This is a genomic window from Kouleothrix sp. 19917, assembly GCF_057073505.1.
In genome coordinates this window covers 2,165,994-2,184,543 of the sequence record NZ_CP097099.1, presented here as the reverse complement: position 1 = coordinate 2,184,543, position 18,550 = coordinate 2,165,994, and the positions used below count along the sequence as shown (strand labels likewise).

Sequence of the window (18,550 nt, the reverse complement as noted above, 5' to 3'; positions counted from 1 at the left end):
TTGCTAGAGAAATCTTCAAGGGCTATTTTTTAATCTCACCATTGCCTCTTGTAGATCAGGAGGTAAAAGACTACTTTGTAGGGGCTATCTTTGGTCTTATCAAATTGACAGCGGTTTTAATGAATGCCAATGCTACAGGCCGTATTCTTCTAGCGCGAATAGCATTTTGTTCTTCTCTTGGCCCAAGTACGATGTTTGGCAATTCTGAAATATCGGTATATTGCCTTTCAAGATGTATAAGAGTAGCAACTTGACCATAGGCAAGAGATAGGCTGCGAAAAATACGTAAGTCGTCAATCCATTTGAGTTCTCCACCGTCTGAAAAGGCTCTCCAAAGAACGTCCTGTAACTCAAAATTCGTTTTTTTAGTAAGTTCTTTGCCATGGACTTCAATTACAGTTTCAAGGATAACCTGATTCGAAGAAAGTTCCTCCCAGAGAGCAGCAAGGATAATCTTCTCTCGTTCAGTTCTCTCCTTCTCTTCCTCTGCTTTTTCCTTTGCTTCAACTGCCTGTTGCTGCTTGCTGCTCAGCCAGAACGCAACAGGGATACCAGCTGCGATACCAAATACGGTAGCGGCTAAGCCAGCCATGGTGGCATCTAAAAGGGCTTGTTCTGATGCTGTGTTCACAAAGTCAACGGCAGTTAGAAAGTCCTCGGCAGATAAGAAGGAGAGGCGAGCGATAATATACGCTAGAGGGAGAACACCTAATACAACGAACGCAATAATACGAAGAATGTTTAGGAAACGCAACATTGCGGTGACCGGTATATCATTAATTATCAGATTTAACAGCACACCTCCAATAATACTTAATATTGATATAATAGACGCAACAGTGGTTTTATTTAGTATTGATACACTTTCCAAAAACGGAGAAAGAGCAATGACTGAAAAGACAAACAAGAAAGCCGATACTAGCAGAATCCTTCTTCTCTTGGCAACAGAATCAGAAAGCTTCTTGGCACGCGCTTTTAAATTCATTCCATCCTCACACTAATCACTAATACCCAAACGCCTTGAGAACGATTGAACCAATGATAGACAGTACCTGCCCAGCAACAAGGCCAGCAAAGAAAAGTGTGTAGTCTCTGCGCGCCCCTCTCTTTTCCCCTGGCTCAGTGAGTTTGGCAAAGTGTTCGGCAACAGCCAAGGGCACGTTCTCCAAATCCTGTATTCGCTTTTTAGCTGCTTGTTCTCTCTCTTCCATGCTTTGTATTTCTTTCTCCAATTTTTGCATGGAAGCTTCTCGTTCTGCGGATAACCTTTTCATTTCGGCGAGGATGACTTCGACCTCTTCTGAAGATTTGTCTAGATTAGTTGTCAATTTGCTCAGGCGCTCACTATACGTTTCTGATTTCTCACGCTCTTTGCTATCGCGGTACTCTTCATAGAAAGCCCAAGCTCCCAAGACATAAAACGAAATCAACATGCCAAGTATAAGTGAGGGAACTTTTTCATTTACTACTCGCGTTATCGGTGATGTATAAAAATTTATCCAAAACCACTGTTCATGTGTAAGGGCTGTAGAGAGGAAGAAAATCAGACAAGAAGGCAAAGACATAATAAGAAAGACGATTAAGACAATCTTTTTGCGAAGAGGACGGTCAGTCGTTAAGAAAGGTATCTTATCCATGTTCCCTCTCAAGTGGAAGAAGGCTACGTCATAATGCGACGCTGGACGGAGTTAGCAGTCTTTGATCTGTGGCGTACTGCAATTATTATAATAAGATATTATAGCGCCAATCTATTTTGAAACTTCTTCATTTTGTTGGGTATATCAGCAAGCACACTGAATTCTTCAATGAAATTCAAGGTTGTTGTCACGCTCCATTTGGCACAACTGTAACCCATGATGCTATTTGGAAAGGCTGACTCTGCATTCTGGAAAAAAGGACTAAGCTCAAACTTATTCTTAAGCCTCTTCATTAACTTTTTGTGCTCTCCCTGCTCATGGGACCACTCGGGCTTGAAATGAACAAGGGTATTTCTCAGTTTGATTAAATCCTCGGCATCTTGGTAAAACGATGTGCCTTTCTTATACCTGCCTTTATCTTTCAAAGAGAGTGCAAAACCATACTTCTCTAAAATTTTGCCTCTTTCCGTTATGCTCCAGACATCATCCATTAGCTGTTGGTTGTATTCAGGAAAGTATGTCGCCCTGTCAACAAATATCTCGTTGATATATCCCTCCAGAGCCGTACTAGAATTTAATATAGTGGATAAAGTATAAGAGCTGATATCATCAAAGAAATCGCCAAACGGCTCACCTTTATGTTCTGTCTCTATCTCTTTGATCTTGCGGGTAAAATTGGCCGCTGTGATTATAACTGGACTTTTGCAGATTTGCGGCAACAAGCTTCTGAGCATATGATCAGGCGAGCGTTGGTCTACCAGTTGGGAGGCACAGGTGCCAGCAATTGTCGCGATACCACAGGTGGTCGAGGAACTGCTGGTCCAGTTCGCCGACCTGTTTCCAAATGAGCCTTCACGCCGCCACTTTGCCGAATACCTGACCGGGCTGTTTGTAGCGGAGCACAAGACCGTGAGCGGTATCACGCGAGAGTTTGCCGCCCCACCCGACCAATCCACTCTCAATCGATGGTTGACTGAAGCGCCCTGGGATGTCCAGCGCATCAACGCGCACCGGCTCGAATGGCTTCAACAGGACGCTGCAACGCGCTATCGTCACGACGGCGTTATCGCGATCGATAACACTTTGATAGATCATGACGGCAAACTGATAGAGGATGTCGGCTATTTCTGGGACCATGCCGACAAACGCCACCTGATCGCCCACGATTACCTGTTTGCCAACTACGTCAACCCGAGTGGGAAGCATTATCCGCTCGATTTCCGGCGCTTCCGCAAGCGCGAGCAGTGCGACGACGAGCGCCCGTTCAAGAATCACACCGACCTCGCTAAGGAACTGATCGATTGGGTTGTCGCTGAGGACATACCGGGCGACTTCACCTTCGACAGTTACTTCACCAACGCGCCAATTATGAACACCCTCCACGCCAAAGGTCGCAGCTACATCGGTGATTTGAAAGCCAACTCGAGTGATTGTAGTCAGCGGGAAGCAGACCAGCGTGACTGAGTGGGTCAAAACGCTCACGCCGCTTGTTCGCACCAAGTTTACGGTCGGCGGTCACACGCAATGGTAGCTTCACCAAGTCCGTTCGTCTGCCCAATGTCAACCACCCAGTGCGTATTCTGGTGTTGTGGTCAGAAGCAGAAGCTGCGACGCCACGCAAGATCCTGATCAGCAACCGAACCCAGTGGGAAGCTCATCGCATTTTGAAGGTCTACAAAAAGCGCTGGACAGGGACGGAGACCTTTCATCGGGACGGGAAGCAGCATTTGGGCATGGGCGAGTGTCAGCTCAGGGACGGGATGGGCCAGACCAGGCACATGCACCTCGTCGTCCTGGCGTACACGGCTCTGATGCGCCAATTGAAGCATGATCGTGCCTTCGAATGGGCTCACACACGCCTGATGACCATTGGCGAGTCCTGTCGCACCATCGCTCGCGAGACCTTGGGCAAAACGCTTGCTTGGGCCATCGAACAATCGCACCAAGGCATGACTCTGTCCGATATCAAGCTCCGTTTGGCTTTACCCTGAGCTTTCGCCTATTTCTGCAAAACCTTAGATACAAAGTCAAAGGGAGCGCAGTGGTCAGGGCAAATCTTTTCTCGTGGTATCTCAAGCTTGAGAAATTCGCGTATCCATTCCCATAGCCAATCTTTGTTTTTATCCTTAATACTTTTTTGAAGTAAAAGCTTAGCTTCTCTGACTGTTAGCGGTTTGGCGTTGTCTGTCATTCTCCGGTGATTTCTTTTACTACCTTGTCGAATCTAGATGATATTTGAATAGGCCCTCCATCTTTTCCTTCGTGTTGCTTGACCTCTTTGTTTTTCATATCTGTAATGTTCGTGGCAACAAAGATAGTAAATGCTGGATTATATAAACCGTTGAGGCCATTTTCTATCAAAAACCACTTCTGCAACTCCTTTGCATGTAAATATGCGGCGGAAAAGCCGGGATATTTTTCTTTGTTTTCTTCCTTAGCCCACTCAACTAGAGTGTCTCCATTAACACCTATCTTTTTGGCAAAACCAAGAAACGTCGGCAGTGGATTACTTACTCTCTTGAAATCCATCCATTTAAACTCTCCGGTTTTTCCCATATGAGGAATATCAACATCTTTGTGCGGCTCTTGGTCAAAGTATTCAATTATCTTTTCACAGTATTTGGGGTCATACTTGGTAGGTCTACCGGTTGCTTGTTTCATATTCCGTATTTAAAAACAACATATGCCAAAATAAATAGCGTTAGCAGGAGTAACCATACAGTGTACATTGTATACTTCATACTTTTGAGTATACATAAAAACAGGCCACTTTGTTAGAGTGACCTGTTTCGCCTTACCAAGGCTTTCGAACTGGGTATTCATCCATCTATTCCAGATGGAGCTAGCAGTACACTGCTTCTAGCGTTTAGGCGTATGATCCCAGCAGAGTTTCACCACAAGTGGGCGCTTGCTGTATGTTTCGCAGGCATACCCTGCCTTTTGGAAATTAGATTCCCACTCAAAGCCGTTTTCTTTGAGATAGGTTTCTAGCTTTACATGCGCCTCGCGAAGCGCCTTGCGCTCCTTCGTTGCATCCGTATCCATAGCTCTCCTTTCTAACTGGTTTACATTTGAAACCAGGGGAGCAATGCAATATACTTTGTGGGGGCGGTGGTCGTAAGACCCTCTTCAGCTTAAAGGCCGAGAACCGCCCACTCTTTTCTCTATCTACCTTCTACTTCATCAGTGCGTCAATTCGCATCTCAGGGTCTGAGTCCTCAGAGAACAGTGTGTAAGGCGTTGCAACGGTAAATAGGCTTTGGTGTTCAAGGTATGCGATCAAACCCTGCCTCTGGCCAAGCGCCTTCGCGAAAGCATCATGCCGATACACAGCTTCATTGTTCCAGTACTTGTTCCACCACGGATTAAGAAGGTAAGCGCCCCAACCACCACCCGAAAGAGCGAGTGCCGCGTTGAGTATGCTTGTTGCAATGAAACCAGCGTAGCCACCTCCTGAAGCCAAGTGCATAATCATGTTGCCTGGTGCTGTTTCGTTTAATGCCCACGATATAAGGTACATGGGTGGCACGACAAGCCTTCTTAGTGCTATGACCATACGACCATCACCACTATTTACCCAGCCGAGGGCGTGAGCTAACACAGCGGGTAAGTGCTGGCTGCCATGGAGAAGCTTTTTAGCAAGATAGAGGTCCGTTCCGATTACCTCAAATCTCTCAGTGTGCCAAGAGGCCATCACATATACGTTGGAAAACATCTTGACGCTGGTGGAGTTGGGGATTTGCAAGAGTGCATTCACTAGCGCCTCTCGTTCCCGATCGCTTAATGTGGTTCGTGCCTTCATCACCCAGCGATCAAACTTGGAGCTGCCAGTTAAGCCCATGATATGAAGCATACTCCAGACAACGGGACCAATGGCACAAAACAAGGCGAAGATGCCAAGTATTACCAGTCCGATCATGACGGCTGTGGTTATCGCAGCAAATTGCTTTGTTATCAGAAAGACAAGTCCTGCAACAACCGCCAATATGAGCCATACAGGCATCAAAAGAGCAGGGCCTACGAGGAAGGCGATGATACCCCGAGTAAGCACACACGCTTGTTCTACAAAGAGAGTTGCAAGGTAAAGCGAACGACCCTCACGGCTTACATCCTTCACACGGCGTATGAAGAAGAAGACGGCCAGCGGAACGAAGATGAGAAGAATGGGCAATAGACACATGACTTACCTCCTTTTGGTAACGGGTGGTTTTGGTTGAGTAGGCTTAGGCGTAGGTGCTGGTGCAACGAATACCGGTTTGGGTTTCGGTGTATAAATCGGCTCTGGTGATACATTAGCTGGAATGTCAGGCATATTGAACTTGACCTTTGCAAAGGTACGGTTTTTAAGGATGTAGCAAAAACCATCGGGGAGTTGCGCGATATCGTTTGGATGGATGCGGTAGTCTTCGTCTTCCCCGACTGTACCTTTGGTGGCTGCGATGCCTTCTTCAATCTGCATTGTCACCCGCGCTTTTTTGACAGTGCCGCTCATCTTGGCCACAAAGCCGGCTGATTGCTGCGTCCTGAAAGAAATAAGAGTGGTGGTATCGCTGGTAAGCTTCTTTTGCTGTAGTTCATCACCCAGTTTGTTAATGTCTTGGGTTGCCAATACAACACCACAGTTAAATGAGCGCGATTGAGAAAGAAGCTCGGTTATACTTTCGTTTCCTGCTGCCTGAAACTCATCCCAAAATATTTGGCAAGGGCGTTTCTGTCTAGCAGACATGAAATGCTTGAAGTCTTCAACAATGATGCCTGCTAACGCCTTTGCTGTATCTGGAATCTTGCTCGCAGGAACAGAGATGATTGCGCTGCCGTCCTCGGGTGTCCAGCCGTCTTCTACCAAAAATCGTTCAAGCTGGAGAAACAAACCAACAGCGCGAACTTGCAAATGCTGTAATGGTGAGTATTTCCCCCGTTCGGCAGTAACGACCATGAGCATGTCGTTATGCAATGGATGATTAGACGGGTAATGCTCACGCAGGTATTTTTCATCCATACGTCTTCGAAATTCGGCAATTGAACGAGCAGGCTCAGCTTCGGCATAGTTGATAAGTAGAATTGCTGCAAAGCGAACATCGCCGTAATACTCATCAGCTCGTCCTACCGTTCGTTCGATACCAAACGCCCGCGCCCACCGATTAGAAAGCGACAGAGCATCACCATACTTGAATGGGTTGTATGGAAATCCTGGGTTATCAGGATCGAGGCGAACAACTTTTACGTCTGGGCGTTTCGCTGCAAGAATGCGCCGCAGGTCTTCATCATCGTCGCGCTGCCCTTTGAAGTTCAAGATAAAAACATCGCGCTCGGTGCGAGTAATTATCTGTTGTGATAGGGTTTTGATAGCGGTCGTCTTGCCACTGCCAATTTCGCCGATAAGCATGAAATGACGGTCAAGCAAATACTCCGTGAAGATGCATACACCCCCCTCAATTGAGATACCTGTGTAAGGGCCAAAATATTCAGCCTCCAGCGCTTTGCCAACAGGAATACAGAAATTCTGTGGTGGGGTTGTAACGGCTGCAAGCTGTGTGTTGGCAAATGCCCGTTTTTCCTCTTCCTCAGCAAGCATTTCAGCCACTGTTTTGAGGGTAAAGGCTTCTTGAATGCGTTTTGTGAAAACCATTAATCCTCCTCCTACGGCTATGAGGATGCCACCTGCGAGATATTGATGGAGGAAAATACCTACGAACCCTAGATAGAACGCTCCAGCTCCAAGTCCCCGTATGGCGATTGAGCTTGTGGTAGGTCGTTGCGGGAGGAGAACCGATCTTCTTGCCATTCCCGTATGGTATCAAGTTCCCACATCTCAAACTTGGGAACATCTACGGCTGGGAGGCATTGAATACGGCGTTCAATAAGTGGATAAACATGTCCTACGGTAAAGTACCAGACGTGCGTATGGTTTGCTGCAAGGATGGCAAGGATGTCATCAGTTCGGCGAGGCCCTTTGTAGCTCCGTTCGATTTCGATTGCGATTTCCCACACTTGCCCCGTGTCTTTCAAGTACACTTCTGCGATAGCGTCAGGGATGTGTGTTTGTCCGTTTTCGTACTCGTAGCTATCGTGCATACTGGCCTCATGTCGAATAAGCCGTTCTCCTTTCCAGTACATAAGAATCATGTCGTCGCGCTGGCGTAGGTAGGCTTCGACCATATTAGTGTCTGCGTAGTGCTCAAGGTTTTGCCTACCTATTGAGTGATAGTAGAAAGGTACATCAAAGTAGTGGTACGCCTTTTGGGTAAAAAGGATATAACCACTGCTGCGAAACGCATATCCCAAATCAATCCACCTTCGAGCATGGGCATACGCTGTCTCTCTGGAAACTCCACCCAGAAGTTCTCTGATATCTTTGATAGTCAGACAGTAGCGGTAGATGCCGAACTGGATGTGTTCGCAATCCCACGGTGTAAGTTTGTATTTGGGTGTGTACTTCATGGCAATCACCGAACACGATTAGTGTTCATGGGTGCTCGAATAATAGCCAATAGTCAATTGGCATTTCAAGCACGGTAATGAGCTAGTTTTGGTTTAGCGTTTGAGGGGGCTGTGGGGGATCACTGTGAGGGACTACAGATACCTCTCTGCGCTTCGCCTTATGTGAGAAGTATAGTGGCGTTCTGCTCAGAAAAAATCCACCTAGGTAGATAAGTTACCTAAGGACTGGTAAACAAGGGAGCAAAAATAATGGCAGTCACAACAACGACAAGGACGATGACTAATAACTTTCCTACACAAGTAAGAAGAGTGTCGTCGGGGTCGGATCGGGAAGTACCTTCATGGCGGTGACGGATAACATCTGAAATCGGTTCGGAATTCTCCTTTGGTGAGTCTAGCCGTGGCTCTTCATCTAATTCTGGACTCTGATACATCGAGTCTGGCCAAGCAGTGGGAATATGCTGAGAAGAAGTATTTGAAAGATCTACAATCTCATTAAAAAATTCATTAGCTGTTAGTTGATTGAGGGGCGCTGGTAGATGCTCTTCGAGCGATAAAGGAGTAACAGGAAGTGCAACAGTCGGGTAAATCTGAGCCTCACGTGCCTGCATGTATGGATAGAACTCTTTACGATGTTGTTCAATATGAACCATTACAAAATAAAGGTCTCGTAGACGAGCGACACGAAGAGCTTCTGGAATTTTTTCGAGATGGAGCTTTTCACGAGCATTCCTTCTGTATGTTTTAATAGTATGTAAGCTCAATTTCACCCCATAAACAATCTTTAAAATATCAAATATTTGTTCATCGGTAAAACCTTTTGTATAAAGAAATAGACATAGATACTCCCCCCAGGAAACATATTTTCGAAAAATATCCAGAAGCTCTTCTCGCGTGAAGTAACTATCTTTAAATGGGTGATCTGACATCATCCACCTAAGTAGATAGAAATACGACTTCCTGTTGCCCTAGACTGTCCCCATGATATGCATAGAGTCAAGAGGACACTATGAAAACGTTTGTGCAAGAAAAAGCCCCTACCAGTGAGGCAGAGGCTATGCGTCGAGCGGTGCGGTTTCTACTTTTGTATTACCGCGCTATGGCAAAGCAACGAGCGGCGAAAGACAAGGAAGTGTGTGTTTAAAAAACATTCACCCTTCGCCATTTGGGCCGGGCCACATGCGGCCGCGCGCCTTGGTCGCCACAATCATCTGTTCCCGGTTCCCACGCGCCCGCAGCCAGCGCCCAATCATTTCCTCGGAAACGCCGCCCGGGTTGCTCGGCGCCCAGTTCGAGTAGACATCGGCAGTGTCGAGGAAATTGCCGCCCGCCGCGAAAAACGCGTCCATCACCGCAAACGCCGCGCCTTCGTCCGCCGTCCAGCCAAATTGCATCGTGCCCAGGCACAGCGGCGAAACCTTCAGGCCCGTGCGGCCGAGTCGTCGGTAGTTCATGCCCTGATCCTCGCTTTACAGTCAAAAGAAAACGGTTGAGCCACAGAGGGCACAGAGAGCACAGAGTTCGAGAAAATCTCGGTCTTTTTGTGGATCAACTGATTTGAAACCTGCTGTAGCAATTGTGCAGAATCTGCGCTGGTTGTATCATACGGCAAGATCGCGCCCATCGCGCTGACACGCCTGCAAAGAAGAGGATACGCCATGAGTGCAAAGGACGACGACCGCACGCTGTTCGACCCCACCGGCATGCTGCGCGGGATGCGCGACGCCAGCATTGCCGCGATGACCCAGATGCTTCATTCCGAGGAATATGCCCGCGCCGCGGGGGCCATGTTCGACGCGTACCTGGAAAGCTCCGCGCCGTTTCGCGCGATGATGGAGCAAATGCTGCGCCAGTTTGTGCAATCCGATGCCTATGCCGAGGCTACGCGCACCGTGCTCGATAATTATATGGCGAGCGCCGCGCCGTTTCAGGCAGCATTTGCCGAGCTGATGAGCAGCGAGGCCTATGCCGAGGCCAACCGCGCTATGCTCGATACATATATGGCCAGCTCAGCGCCCTTCCGCGAGGCAGTTGCGGCGGCGATGCGCCAGGCGTTTGCGGGCGCGGCGCGCGGCGAGGTGCCGAGCTTCGCCGGCTGGCTTGATCCCACTGGCATGGTCAAAACCATGCGCGACGCAACGATGAGCGCGTGGGCGGGCCAGCCGCCGGCGGCTTTGTTCCAGCAGGCGATCGAGCAAAGCATGACCCAGGCGCTGATCCAGCTCAACATGCCCACGCGCACCGACGTGACCAGCATTGGCGACCGGCTGAGCCTGCTGGAGCAGCGCCTGGGCGAGATTGAGGCGCGGCTCGACAGGCTAGGCGAGCAGCCCAAACCCGCGCCAAAAGCTGCGGCGAAACCGGCGCGGCCCAAGCAGCCTGCCAGCACTCGCACGCGCAAAACAGGCCAATCGTAGCAATCACACAGCCAGCCGCAGGTTCGGCTGCACATCCAGCTCCCAGCCATCCTGCCGGCCATCGGCAAAGCGGTAGAATGCGGTGGCGGCGATCATTGCGGCGTTGTCGGTGCAGAGCGTGATCGGCGGGCAGCGCACCGGCACGTGCGAGCGGCGCGCAAGCTCGCTGCGCAGGCGCGCATTGGCAGCCACGCCGCCAGCCAGCAGGATCTCGGTTGCGCCATACGCGCGCGCCGCGTCGGTGGCCTTGGTCACCAGCACATCCACCACCGATTCCTGAAACGCAGAGGCCAATTGGGCGACAAATCGATCGCTATTGCGCGGGTCGGCGGCGGGTGTGGGGGCAGGCGCGGGGGCAGCTTTGCCGCGCTGCGGCAGGTTTTTGGTAGAAACGCGCGCCTCGCGGTTTTGCCGCCCTTCGATCTGGTGCAGCACCGCCGTCTTCAAGCCGCTGAACGAGAAATCGTAGCTGTCGCGCAGCCATGCGCGTGGCAGGGTGACGCCACCGGGGGCTTGCGCGGCCGCCTGCTGGATGGCCGGCCCGCCCGGGAAGCCCAGCCCCATAATCCGCGCAGCCTTGTCGAACGCCTCGCCGGCCGCGTCGTCGCGGGTTTGCCCGAGCAGGCGGTAGCTGCCATGCCCTTCGAGCAGCGCCAGCAGCGTATGCCCGCCCGACACGACCAGGGCGATGAGCGGGAACTGTGGCGCGGTTGCATGTTCGAACGTTGGCATGTTGGCAGGTTTCGCTGTAGCTGCGTTGTTTTCCGTTGCAGAACCTGTAACCTGTGAACCTGCAACCTGCGAACCCGCCGCTTCCAGCCAGTTGGCGTAGATATGCGCTTCAATATGGTTCACGCCCACAAACGGCAGGTCGCGCGCCCATGCAATCGATTTAGCCGCGTTCAGACCGGTGAGCAGCGCGCCAGCCAGGCCCGGCCCGTAGGTTGCCGCCACCGCGTCGATCTCGCCCCAGCCGCCGGGCAGCTGCGCCAGTGCTTCTTCGACCACGGCCGGCAGCGCCAGGATGTGCTGGCGCGACGCGACTTCGGGCACAACGCCGCCGTAGCGCCGGTGAATATCGATCTGTGAGGCGACGACATTCGCCACAATCTCGCGCCCACCGCGCACAATCGCGGCCGCCGTCTCATCGCACGATGTTTCGAGTGCTAAAATAGTAAAATCAGCAGAAAGTTCAGTCATTTCCGTTCGATCTATGCTTTGCCGTCGCACGTTGCTGCAGCGTGCCGTTGCCGCAAGGTGCATGACAGTTCGATTACAAGGGCGCGAAGAGAAATAGCCCGTTCGCATCGGGTATTGTACCACGCGCGGCGCATCACAGTGCGGCACCTGCCCTGAGCGTATCAGCTTCGTATCAGCTATATCATTTTGCGCGCCAGTACTATGGAAGCTAAAAGAAACACTCCTATCGAGCCGCTTGCATTGTTCCCGAGGAGATTTGCTATTATGCGCCCACGCCTGTTTGCCTTTTGCCTCTTGCTGTTGATTCTGTTCAGCTATTCGTCTGCGCCGGCACAGCCCGCCGCCGCGCAGGCCAACCCCACGCGCGGCCAGCCCGAGCAGGTTGTGCTGACGCCCAACGCTAATCCGCGCCCAAGCCTGACCAGTCCGCAAAATTATGTTTCGCCACCTAACGCCGCGTCTCACCCGTTTTCGCACGCGCTGCTGCGCTGGGAAGCGAGCGTGCCCAACGGCGCGGCGCTCCTTCTGCAAATTCGCGCTTCCACCGATGGAACAAGCTGGACGGCATGGCAGGATGTGGCCGAGAACGACGACCTGTGGACGCCGGCCGACGGCCCGAATGTGGAGTGGAGCCAGACCATCGCGGTTGGCGGGCTGGCGCGCTTCTGGCAGGTGCAGGCGCTGTTCACGGCTGCGCCCAACGGCGAGCGCCCAAGCCTGGGCCGCATCGAGGTCAACACCGTCGACGCGAGCGGGCCACCGCCGCACGCCAACCCAAGCGCCGCCGCCGTCGCCGCGATTGGCAAACCCCCAGTGGTTTCGCGGGTGGGCTGGGGCTCGCCCGACGGCCAGGGCAGCCGCGCCAAACCCTACTACTACCCGGTGAACCATATGGTCGTTCACCACACCGCCGACAGCAACACGCTCACCGGCAGCGAGCAAAGCTGGGCCGACCGCGTGCGCGCCGAGTGGTCGTTCCACACCTACTCGCGCGGCTGGGGCGATGTGGGCTACAACTACCTGATCGACCCGAATGGCACAATCTACGAAGGGCGCGCTGGCGGCGACGACGCGGTCGCCTTCCACGACACCGCTAACTACGGCTCGATGGGCGTGGTGCTGATCGGCACCTACGCGAATGTGCCGCCCACACAGGCCGCGCAAGACGCGCTGGTGCGCCTGCTGGCATGGAAAAGCGCGCAGAAGAACATCGATCCGTTAGGCCGTTCATACTACTACGGCTGCGACATTTCGAGCTACTGCCGGCCCTACAACGCCGGCGCGGTGGTGCTGAACATTGCCGGCCACCGGCAGGTCACGCCCGGCCACACCACCTGCCCCGGCGACCAGGCGCTGGCCTATCTGCCCGGCATCCGCGACCGCGTCAAGCGCATGGTGAGCGACAATACAAACACCAGCAATACCGGCAGCGACCTGATCGTTGACGATGGCAGCAGCAACTTTGCGATGAGCCCAACCAACTGGCACGACGCCAGCTGTGGCTACGACGGCCATACCTACTGGACCTACGCGACCGACGGGGCCAGCGAGAATAGCGCCACCTGGCGCCCAACGATCCCTGCCACCGGACGCTACCGCGTCTTTGTGCACATTCCGCAGGGCTGCGGCCTGGGCAGTTCGCCCTACGCCAGCAGCGCCGCTGTCTATCGCATTCATTCCGCCGAGGGCAACACCACGCGTACGGTCGACCATAATACCGCGACCAGCTGGGTCGATATTGGGGCATACCAGTTCAACGCTGGCACCGACGGCGCGATCGAGCTGTACGACAACACTGGCGAGCCGCTCAGCGCGGGGCGCGTGCTGTTCTTCGACGCGATCAAATGGGTGCCCGACAACTCCAGCACCGGCATTCAGCTCAGCAATGTGGCCTACGAGCGCACGCGCCTCGCCAGCGGCGAGCTGCTGAAAGTCACCTTCACGGTGCGCAACACCGGCACCAGCATGCTGCGCGGCCAGGCCCCGCGTGTTGACCTGACGGCGGGCGGCGGGCTGAACGGCCTTGACAACGGCTATGTGTACGATCAGGACGAATGCTTCGCTGGCAACAGCAGCGGCAGCTACCCAAGCTACCCCAAGGAAGATGACCGCTTCCGCGTGGTGCTGGGCTGGAGCGGCTGGGACACGCGCCCGAACAATGGTTGCACCGGCCCAACCAGCGACTACCCGTGGCGCTGGGGCCTGAACAGCGACCTCGCGCCGGGCCAGGAGCAAACGCTGGTGGGCTATGTGCGCTTCCGCGACGCCGGCACCTACCGGCTCCAGGCCGGGATTGTGCAGGAAAACGTTCAGTACTTCGCGCAGGCCGTCGCGCCCACCAGCGTCACCGTCACCGACGAAAAGCTTGCGCCGGTGGCCGCAAACTACGACACGAATTTGCGGCCGCTTGTGCAGGTCTATGCGCTTGGCAACATCCCCGACAACTTCCTGGCCCGCACGCGCAACCCGCTCTCGATTGTGCGCGGCGACTACGTCGGCAATTTTGCGTGGGATGGCAGCTGGATCAACTGGGGCGAGGGTGGCCCGCTTGGCCTGAGCGACGGCTTCCTGATCGAGCAGACGCGCGTGTTCTACGCACCTGTGGCGGGCACCTACACCTTCCGCACCAGCAGCGACGACGGCTCGTGGCTGTGGGTGGATGGCGCGGCGGTGGTGGTGAATAACGGCCTGCATGCCGACGCACCCGTCACCGGGGATGCATGGCTCGACGCGGGCATGCACACGCTGGCCTTCAAGTACTTCGAGCGCACCGGCGACGCCTCGGCGGGCTACGATGCACTGATCCCGGGCGCCAGCCAGTTTGCCGTGCTGCCCGACATGCTGGGCAGCGGCGCGCTGCGCTTTGGCACAACCTATGTCGAAAACCCGCGCATCCTGATCGCCGCCGACGACCAGGGCGGGCGCGGCGTCGACCACATCCACTGGAGCTGGGATGGCGCAAACTGGCAGGATTCACCGGGCGCGCTGCTCGACACGGGGCGGCTGGTGAATGGCGGCTACACCCTGCGCTACCAGGCCGTCGACGGCGCGGGCAACACCGGCGCGCAGCAAAGCGTGGCGTTCAGCGTGAACACAAATTTGCAAATCTCGCGCCTGTACCTGCCAATGACGAATCGTTAAAGCGGGTATCTATCGTTTCGACAACGCAGCGGGCGTGGCTTCGGCCATGCCCGCTTGCGATTCTGCAGTGGTAAAAGCATTTTTATTGACATCACGCTCGCTCACCTCTATACTGCGCATACTCCCATCTGTAGTACACCGCGTTTTGCCATAGGCCTTCTATGCCCGACCAATCCGTGATTGATGATCAGCTTGCGCAGCTTGAAGCGCACCGCCAAACGATTGCCCTTCTTTGGCAGCAGTTGGCGGCGCAAGGCGCGGCTTATGCACTGCCAAGTACGATTCATAATATCGACAGCGCAGCACGAGCAATTGAACAGATCAAAACATTTTTGCGGAGCAACAAGGTCGAAGTTGATGATCAGTCTGATGATCGGGCTGATCAGCTTCGTATAAGACTTCAAGGCCATATACCAGATCAAAATCGTCCAGTGCCAGAGTATTATATTCCGCGCGAAACGATCGAGACAGAGCTTAGCACATTGTTGTTGAGCGAACACGAGACCTCTAAACTAATTGTGGTCCATGGATTTTCAGGGATGGGTAAAACCTCTACTGTTACGCACGTAATCGAAAGCGTGCGCGGCCATTTCCCTTCTGGTATTTTTTGGGGTGATCTGGCGGATTATTCACCTACAGACCAATTTATTACCTTTTTAGAAAGTTATCAAAACGGTCATCATGATCATTCTCCTTATCACGTAATTAGCCCACGCGATAGATTCTGGAAGTTAATATCGGAGTATCAATCACAAGTCCTTGTTGTATTCGATAATGTATCTTCGGCTGATCATATACAGCGTATTCTGCCAACTTACACTATCAAAGGTAACTATCGTATCATTATTATTAGCGTTCGCCCATTTGAAATGCTTGCGAAGCAAATACAAGGCGAACCGGCAGCGCTTTTGCTGCATAGCTACCGGCCAGAAATACCCGCATTTACGGTTAAAGAAGCAGAAGCCTTTTTTGAAAAACGGCTCGGCTACGACAAATATCAGCACTACCAAAAGGAACTGCGCGAGATCAGCCAGCGTGTCGAGATGTCTCCCCACCTAGTGGCGGCTTATGCCGAGGAGATTGCCGAGCATCGTGGATCGCCCATGCTCTATGCTCTGAAGCTGCGTCATGGCGAAGGAGGGTTTGGCCAGATCGCTAGTGGAGTGCGCGATGGCCTTGAAGTATTGCTCGCGAATCTTTCTGAGGATGAGCGTGATACGTTTGAACTTCTGAGCGTTATGGGCGAAGGAAAGTGGTCTGTTGCGATGATGGCGGCCGTAAGCCTGCGCCCAACCAGTGCCGTGCGCGATGTGTTGCAGAGTTTGGCACGCCGCAAGCTAGTGAAATTCGACGACGCCGAACTTTATACCACCAATGCCATCATTCGCGATTACGCCGAACAACGCCTCAAGGAGCGTCCGATCTTTATACGACACGCCGCATACCAATTTCTCGCACGATATTGTTTGGATCTTGCGCAAACGCTCAATGCCGAAACATCGGGTTCGTTGGCAAAGATCACACCTGCATCGGTCAAACTCTTTCAAAATCGTGTGCTTACCGAGATGAAGCATGTCCAGCATGTGCTCGATTGGGCCACCAGCCACGAGCAATGGGATGTTCTACTGCGTTTTGCGCGTGTCGCTCACATAGAGCTCCATGAATTTCTGCGCGTCAACAGCTTTGAAGTACGTAAGACGGCTAGTTTGGCGACATTCGTTGCGCCAATTGTGCGCAGCCAAGGTGAAAAGCGTGCGATGCTCGTACGCACATACGCCAGCATTCCTGACTGGCAGATACAGCCGAATCGGGGCGAAAAAGATATACTGATCAACCATTCGCGAGACGAATGGATCCGTTTTTTTAGTGAAGGTGCTCCGGATCCAGACAGGCTGCGCTGCGAGCTGAACACCCAGCTCGCGGCGTGTGTTATTGTCGATGGCGTCTTCGATACAATGTGCCTGGTCGATTCGCAGTGGGCGGGCGTGCGTGCGCCAGATATCATCTTCCGCCACGTCGATGTAGTGGGCAGCCGTTTTCTGGCCTGCGATTTCAGTGGCAGCATCTGGGCGCATTGCGATGCGCGCCGTGTCATTCTGCAACACTCGAATATGCGCAACACGCTGCTACGGCATGTGAAGCTGCACGGTGCCGACCTGCGCGGCGTTGACTTCACTGGAGCGGTGCTGGAAGATGTGGACTTACGCGGGGCCGACTTGCGCGAGGCTAACTTTACACACGCAATACTGCACGAAGTTGACATGCGTGGCGCACTGCTCGACAATACCAATTTCACCACCATCCAGCATCGCGATCTCAAGCTTGCAGATACCCGCATCGATCAAGGGATTTGGGCCGGCGTCACAAGCACCGGGCTAATGCTGCCAGATACTGTTTCGATTCGCATGTTCGAGGAGCTTAGCGGCAAACCGCTGCCCCTGCGCGCCAATCGCCCGCGCCCACTTGCTGCCATTGAGAAACTACGATCGCATCAGGCGGCATCATCTGGCAACACTCATACAGAAGTACAGGCCGACTGGAACGAAGCTGATCTGCGCGCTGCCAACCTTGCAGGTTTACAGCTTTCGCCCCAGCACATTCTGCGCGCCGCCGACCTGCGCGCAGCGAACATCTCCGAAGCTTTGCTGAACGGCATAACTCTCAATTATGCGCAGCTGCGCGCCGCCGACCTGAGCGAAGCCCAGTTAGTAAATGCGCGATTGTACAGTGTGGATCTGAGCGCGGCAAACCTGCACAGCGCCAATTGCAGTGGCGCGTTTCTCGAAACGGCTGTGCTGCGCGGGGCATACATGGCGGGTGCCAACTTCAGCAACGCGAACCTGAAAGGTGCGCAGCTCCAGAACACCGAACTGTATGGCGCAAACTTCGAGGGCGCAACGCTTGAAGGCGCGGATTTGAGCTATGCGCAGGCAAATGGCTCGGCGGCGGCGCGCTTCGGCAATGCCAACCTGAGCGGCGCAATCCTTGACGAAGGCGATTTCGGCGGTGCAGACTTCACCGGCGCGAACCTGAGCGGCACAAGCTGCATCAACGCGAACTTCAATGGCGCGAATATTACTCCGGTTCAGCTTGCCCAGGTTGCGCGGCTGGATGGAGCGATGCTGCCAGATGGATTGGTTGTGCCAGTATTTGCTGGCGAATACAATGCCGAAAGCGAATGGCAGACGGACCTGCGATTCGCTCATTTCGATGGTGTGCTTGCAAAAGTGCAATTTGGCGGGCGCGATCTGACTGGTGTGCATCTCGAAGGTCGCTCACGGCGCGGGAATTTTGCCGACTGCGATTTCGCGCACGCCCGGCTGAGCGGCAAATTCCGCGGTGATGATTTCAGCGGTTGTAAATGGGTCGCTGCGCAGCTATGCGGCACATTCTCGCAGGTGCAGTTTGGCGCGGCTGATTTCAGCACGGCGAGCTTTGCTGGTGCGACACTGGTGAATGTTGATCTGAGTGCCGCGACGGGCTTGAGCGATGAGCAGCTCACGCTCGTGTATTCTCTCCACTGTGTCACGCTCCCTGGCGGAATCTACGACGGTCGCCTCAACCTCCCTGGCGATCGGGCCAATGCGCAAGCTGCTGGCATTGATCTGAATGATTCCGAAGCAATGGCCCGCTTTTTGGCAGATCCTCATCCACGATACCTCCAAGCATAAAATAGTTTGTTATAAACTACGAATAAGCGTTTTCATACGCATT

15 protein-coding genes and 1 pseudogene are annotated in these 18,550 nt (G+C 53.3%); 4 read left to right on the top strand and 12 right to left on the bottom strand.

Translation table 11 applies throughout. The features are described from left to right. Positions 1 to 70: 70 nt before the first annotated feature. The 3 genes from M1P90_RS09050 to M1P90_RS09040 all read right to left on the bottom strand — a co-directional run bounded on the left by M1P90_RS09050 (position 71) and on the right by M1P90_RS09040 (position 2,356). Positions 71 to 985 (bottom strand): hypothetical protein, encoded by a 915-nt coding sequence (locus M1P90_RS09050; RefSeq protein WP_483702292.1) that lies wholly within the window; start codon positions 983 to 985, stop codon positions 71 to 73. Positions 986 to 1,004: 19 nt separating this feature from the next. Next, complete coding sequence (locus M1P90_RS09045) at positions 1,005 to 1,637, bottom strand: hypothetical protein (RefSeq protein WP_483702291.1); 633 nt, start codon at positions 1,635 to 1,637, stop codon at positions 1,005 to 1,007. A 98-nt stretch (positions 1,638 to 1,735) separates the two neighbouring features. Beyond that, positions 1,736 to 2,356 (bottom strand): hypothetical protein, encoded by a 621-nt coding sequence (locus M1P90_RS09040; RefSeq protein WP_483702290.1) that lies wholly within the window; start codon positions 2,354 to 2,356, stop codon positions 1,736 to 1,738. A gap of 55 nt (positions 2,357 to 2,411) precedes the next feature. On the opposite strand from M1P90_RS09040, the pseudogene M1P90_RS09035 reads away from it, so the two are divergent. Then, positions 2,412 to 3,628: pseudogene (locus tag M1P90_RS09035) on the top strand (IS701 family transposase). A gap of 8 nt (positions 3,629 to 3,636) precedes the next feature. Here the strand turns inward: M1P90_RS09035 and M1P90_RS09030 are convergent. The 8 genes from M1P90_RS09030 to M1P90_RS08995 form a co-directional block, all read right to left on the bottom strand. Next, on the bottom strand, positions 3,637 to 3,828 hold the full coding sequence (locus tag M1P90_RS09030; RefSeq protein WP_483702289.1) for a hypothetical protein: 192 nt from the start codon (positions 3,826 to 3,828) through the stop codon (positions 3,637 to 3,639). Continuing rightward, entirely contained in the window at positions 3,825 to 4,298 is a 474-nt protein-coding gene (locus M1P90_RS09025; protein ID WP_483702288.1) for a terminase small subunit, read from the bottom strand. Before M1P90_RS09025 ends, M1P90_RS09030 begins: the two co-directional genes overlap by 4 nt. Before the next feature lie 198 nt (positions 4,299 to 4,496). After that, the gene (locus M1P90_RS09020) at positions 4,497 to 4,682 is read right to left on the bottom strand and encodes a hypothetical protein (protein ID WP_483702287.1); all 186 of its coding nucleotides are present in this window, start codon (positions 4,680 to 4,682) and stop codon (positions 4,497 to 4,499) included. Positions 4,683 to 4,812: 130 nt separating this feature from the next. Next, on the bottom strand, positions 4,813 to 5,817 hold the full coding sequence (locus M1P90_RS09015) for a hypothetical protein (protein WP_483702286.1): 1,005 nt from the start codon (positions 5,815 to 5,817) through the stop codon (positions 4,813 to 4,815). A 3-nt stretch (positions 5,818 to 5,820) separates the two neighbouring features. Beyond that, on the bottom strand, positions 5,821 to 7,266 hold the full coding sequence (locus M1P90_RS09010; protein ID WP_483702284.1) for a type IV secretory system conjugative DNA transfer family protein: 1,446 nt from the start codon (positions 7,264 to 7,266) through the stop codon (positions 5,821 to 5,823). Between the two features lie 68 nt (positions 7,267 to 7,334). Next, the gene (locus tag M1P90_RS09005) at positions 7,335 to 8,078 is read right to left on the bottom strand and encodes a hypothetical protein (protein ID WP_483702283.1); all 744 of its coding nucleotides are present in this window, start codon (positions 8,076 to 8,078) and stop codon (positions 7,335 to 7,337) included. Between the two features lie 218 nt (positions 8,079 to 8,296). After that, positions 8,297 to 9,007: a hypothetical protein gene (locus tag M1P90_RS09000; protein WP_483702282.1), complete on the bottom strand. Its 711-nt coding sequence runs from the start codon at positions 9,005 to 9,007 to the stop codon at positions 8,297 to 8,299. 222 nt (positions 9,008 to 9,229) lie between these two features. After that, positions 9,230 to 9,532, bottom strand: a complete 303-nt coding sequence (locus M1P90_RS08995) for an aldo/keto reductase (RefSeq protein ID WP_483702281.1) — start codon at positions 9,530 to 9,532, stop codon at positions 9,230 to 9,232. A 204-nt stretch (positions 9,533 to 9,736) separates the two neighbouring features. Here M1P90_RS08995 and M1P90_RS08990 point away from each other — a divergent pair, with 204 nt between their 5' ends. Then, entirely contained in the window at positions 9,737 to 10,495 is a 759-nt protein-coding gene (locus M1P90_RS08990) for a hypothetical protein (RefSeq protein WP_483702280.1), read from the top strand. Between the two features lie 3 nt (positions 10,496 to 10,498). Here M1P90_RS08990 and M1P90_RS08985 read toward each other — a convergent pair whose 3' ends face one another. Next, entirely contained in the window at positions 10,499 to 11,695 is a 1,197-nt protein-coding gene (locus M1P90_RS08985) for a tRNA (adenosine(37)-N6)-threonylcarbamoyltransferase complex transferase subunit TsaD (protein WP_483702279.1), read from the bottom strand. 264 nt (positions 11,696 to 11,959) lie between these two features. Between M1P90_RS08985 and M1P90_RS08980 the strand changes: the two genes are divergently transcribed. Together M1P90_RS08980 and M1P90_RS08975 are read left to right on the top strand one after the other, a co-directional pair. Then, entirely contained in the window at positions 11,960 to 14,836 is a 2,877-nt protein-coding gene (locus tag M1P90_RS08980) for an N-acetylmuramoyl-L-alanine amidase (RefSeq protein ID WP_483702278.1), read from the top strand. A gap of 161 nt (positions 14,837 to 14,997) precedes the next feature. Further along, positions 14,998 to 18,507: a pentapeptide repeat-containing protein gene (locus M1P90_RS08975; protein ID WP_483702277.1), complete on the top strand. Its 3,510-nt coding sequence runs from the start codon at positions 14,998 to 15,000 to the stop codon at positions 18,505 to 18,507. Positions 18,508 to 18,550 lie beyond the last annotated feature (43 nt).

Coding starts and splice junctions, on each gene's coding strand:
- M1P90_RS09050 (WP_483702292.1), bottom strand. CDS start 985: ATGAATTTAAAAGCGCGTGCCAAGAAGCTTTCTGATTCTGTTGCCAAG.
- M1P90_RS09045 (WP_483702291.1), bottom strand. CDS start 1,637: ATGGATAAGATACCTTTCTTAACGACTGACCGTCCTCTTCGCAAAAAG.
- M1P90_RS09030 (WP_483702289.1), bottom strand. CDS start 3,828: ATGACAGACAACGCCAAACCGCTAACAGTCAGAGAAGCTAAGCTTTTA.
- M1P90_RS09025 (WP_483702288.1), bottom strand. CDS start 4,298: ATGAAACAAGCAACCGGTAGACCTACCAAGTATGACCCCAAATACTGT.
- M1P90_RS09020 (WP_483702287.1), bottom strand. CDS start 4,682: ATGGATACGGATGCAACGAAGGAGCGCAAGGCGCTTCGCGAGGCGCAT.
- M1P90_RS09015 (WP_483702286.1), bottom strand. CDS start 5,817: ATGTGTCTATTGCCCATTCTTCTCATCTTCGTTCCGCTGGCCGTCTTC.
- M1P90_RS09010 (WP_483702284.1), bottom strand. CDS start 7,266: ATGGTTTTCACAAAACGCATTCAAGAAGCCTTTACCCTCAAAACAGTG.
- M1P90_RS09005 (WP_483702283.1), bottom strand. CDS start 8,078: ATGAAGTACACACCCAAATACAAACTTACACCGTGGGATTGCGAACAC.
- M1P90_RS09000 (WP_483702282.1), bottom strand. CDS start 9,007: ATGTCAGATCACCCATTTAAAGATAGTTACTTCACGCGAGAAGAGCTT.
- M1P90_RS08995 (WP_483702281.1), bottom strand. CDS start 9,532: ATGAACTACCGACGACTCGGCCGCACGGGCCTGAAGGTTTCGCCGCTG.
- M1P90_RS08990 (WP_483702280.1), top strand. CDS start 9,737: ATGAGTGCAAAGGACGACGACCGCACGCTGTTCGACCCCACCGGCATG.
- M1P90_RS08985 (WP_483702279.1), bottom strand. CDS start 11,695: ATGACTGAACTTTCTGCTGATTTTACTATTTTAGCACTCGAAACATCG.
- M1P90_RS08980 (WP_483702278.1), top strand. CDS start 11,960: ATGCGCCCACGCCTGTTTGCCTTTTGCCTCTTGCTGTTGATTCTGTTC.
- M1P90_RS08975 (WP_483702277.1), top strand. CDS start 14,998: ATGCCCGACCAATCCGTGATTGATGATCAGCTTGCGCAGCTTGAAGCG.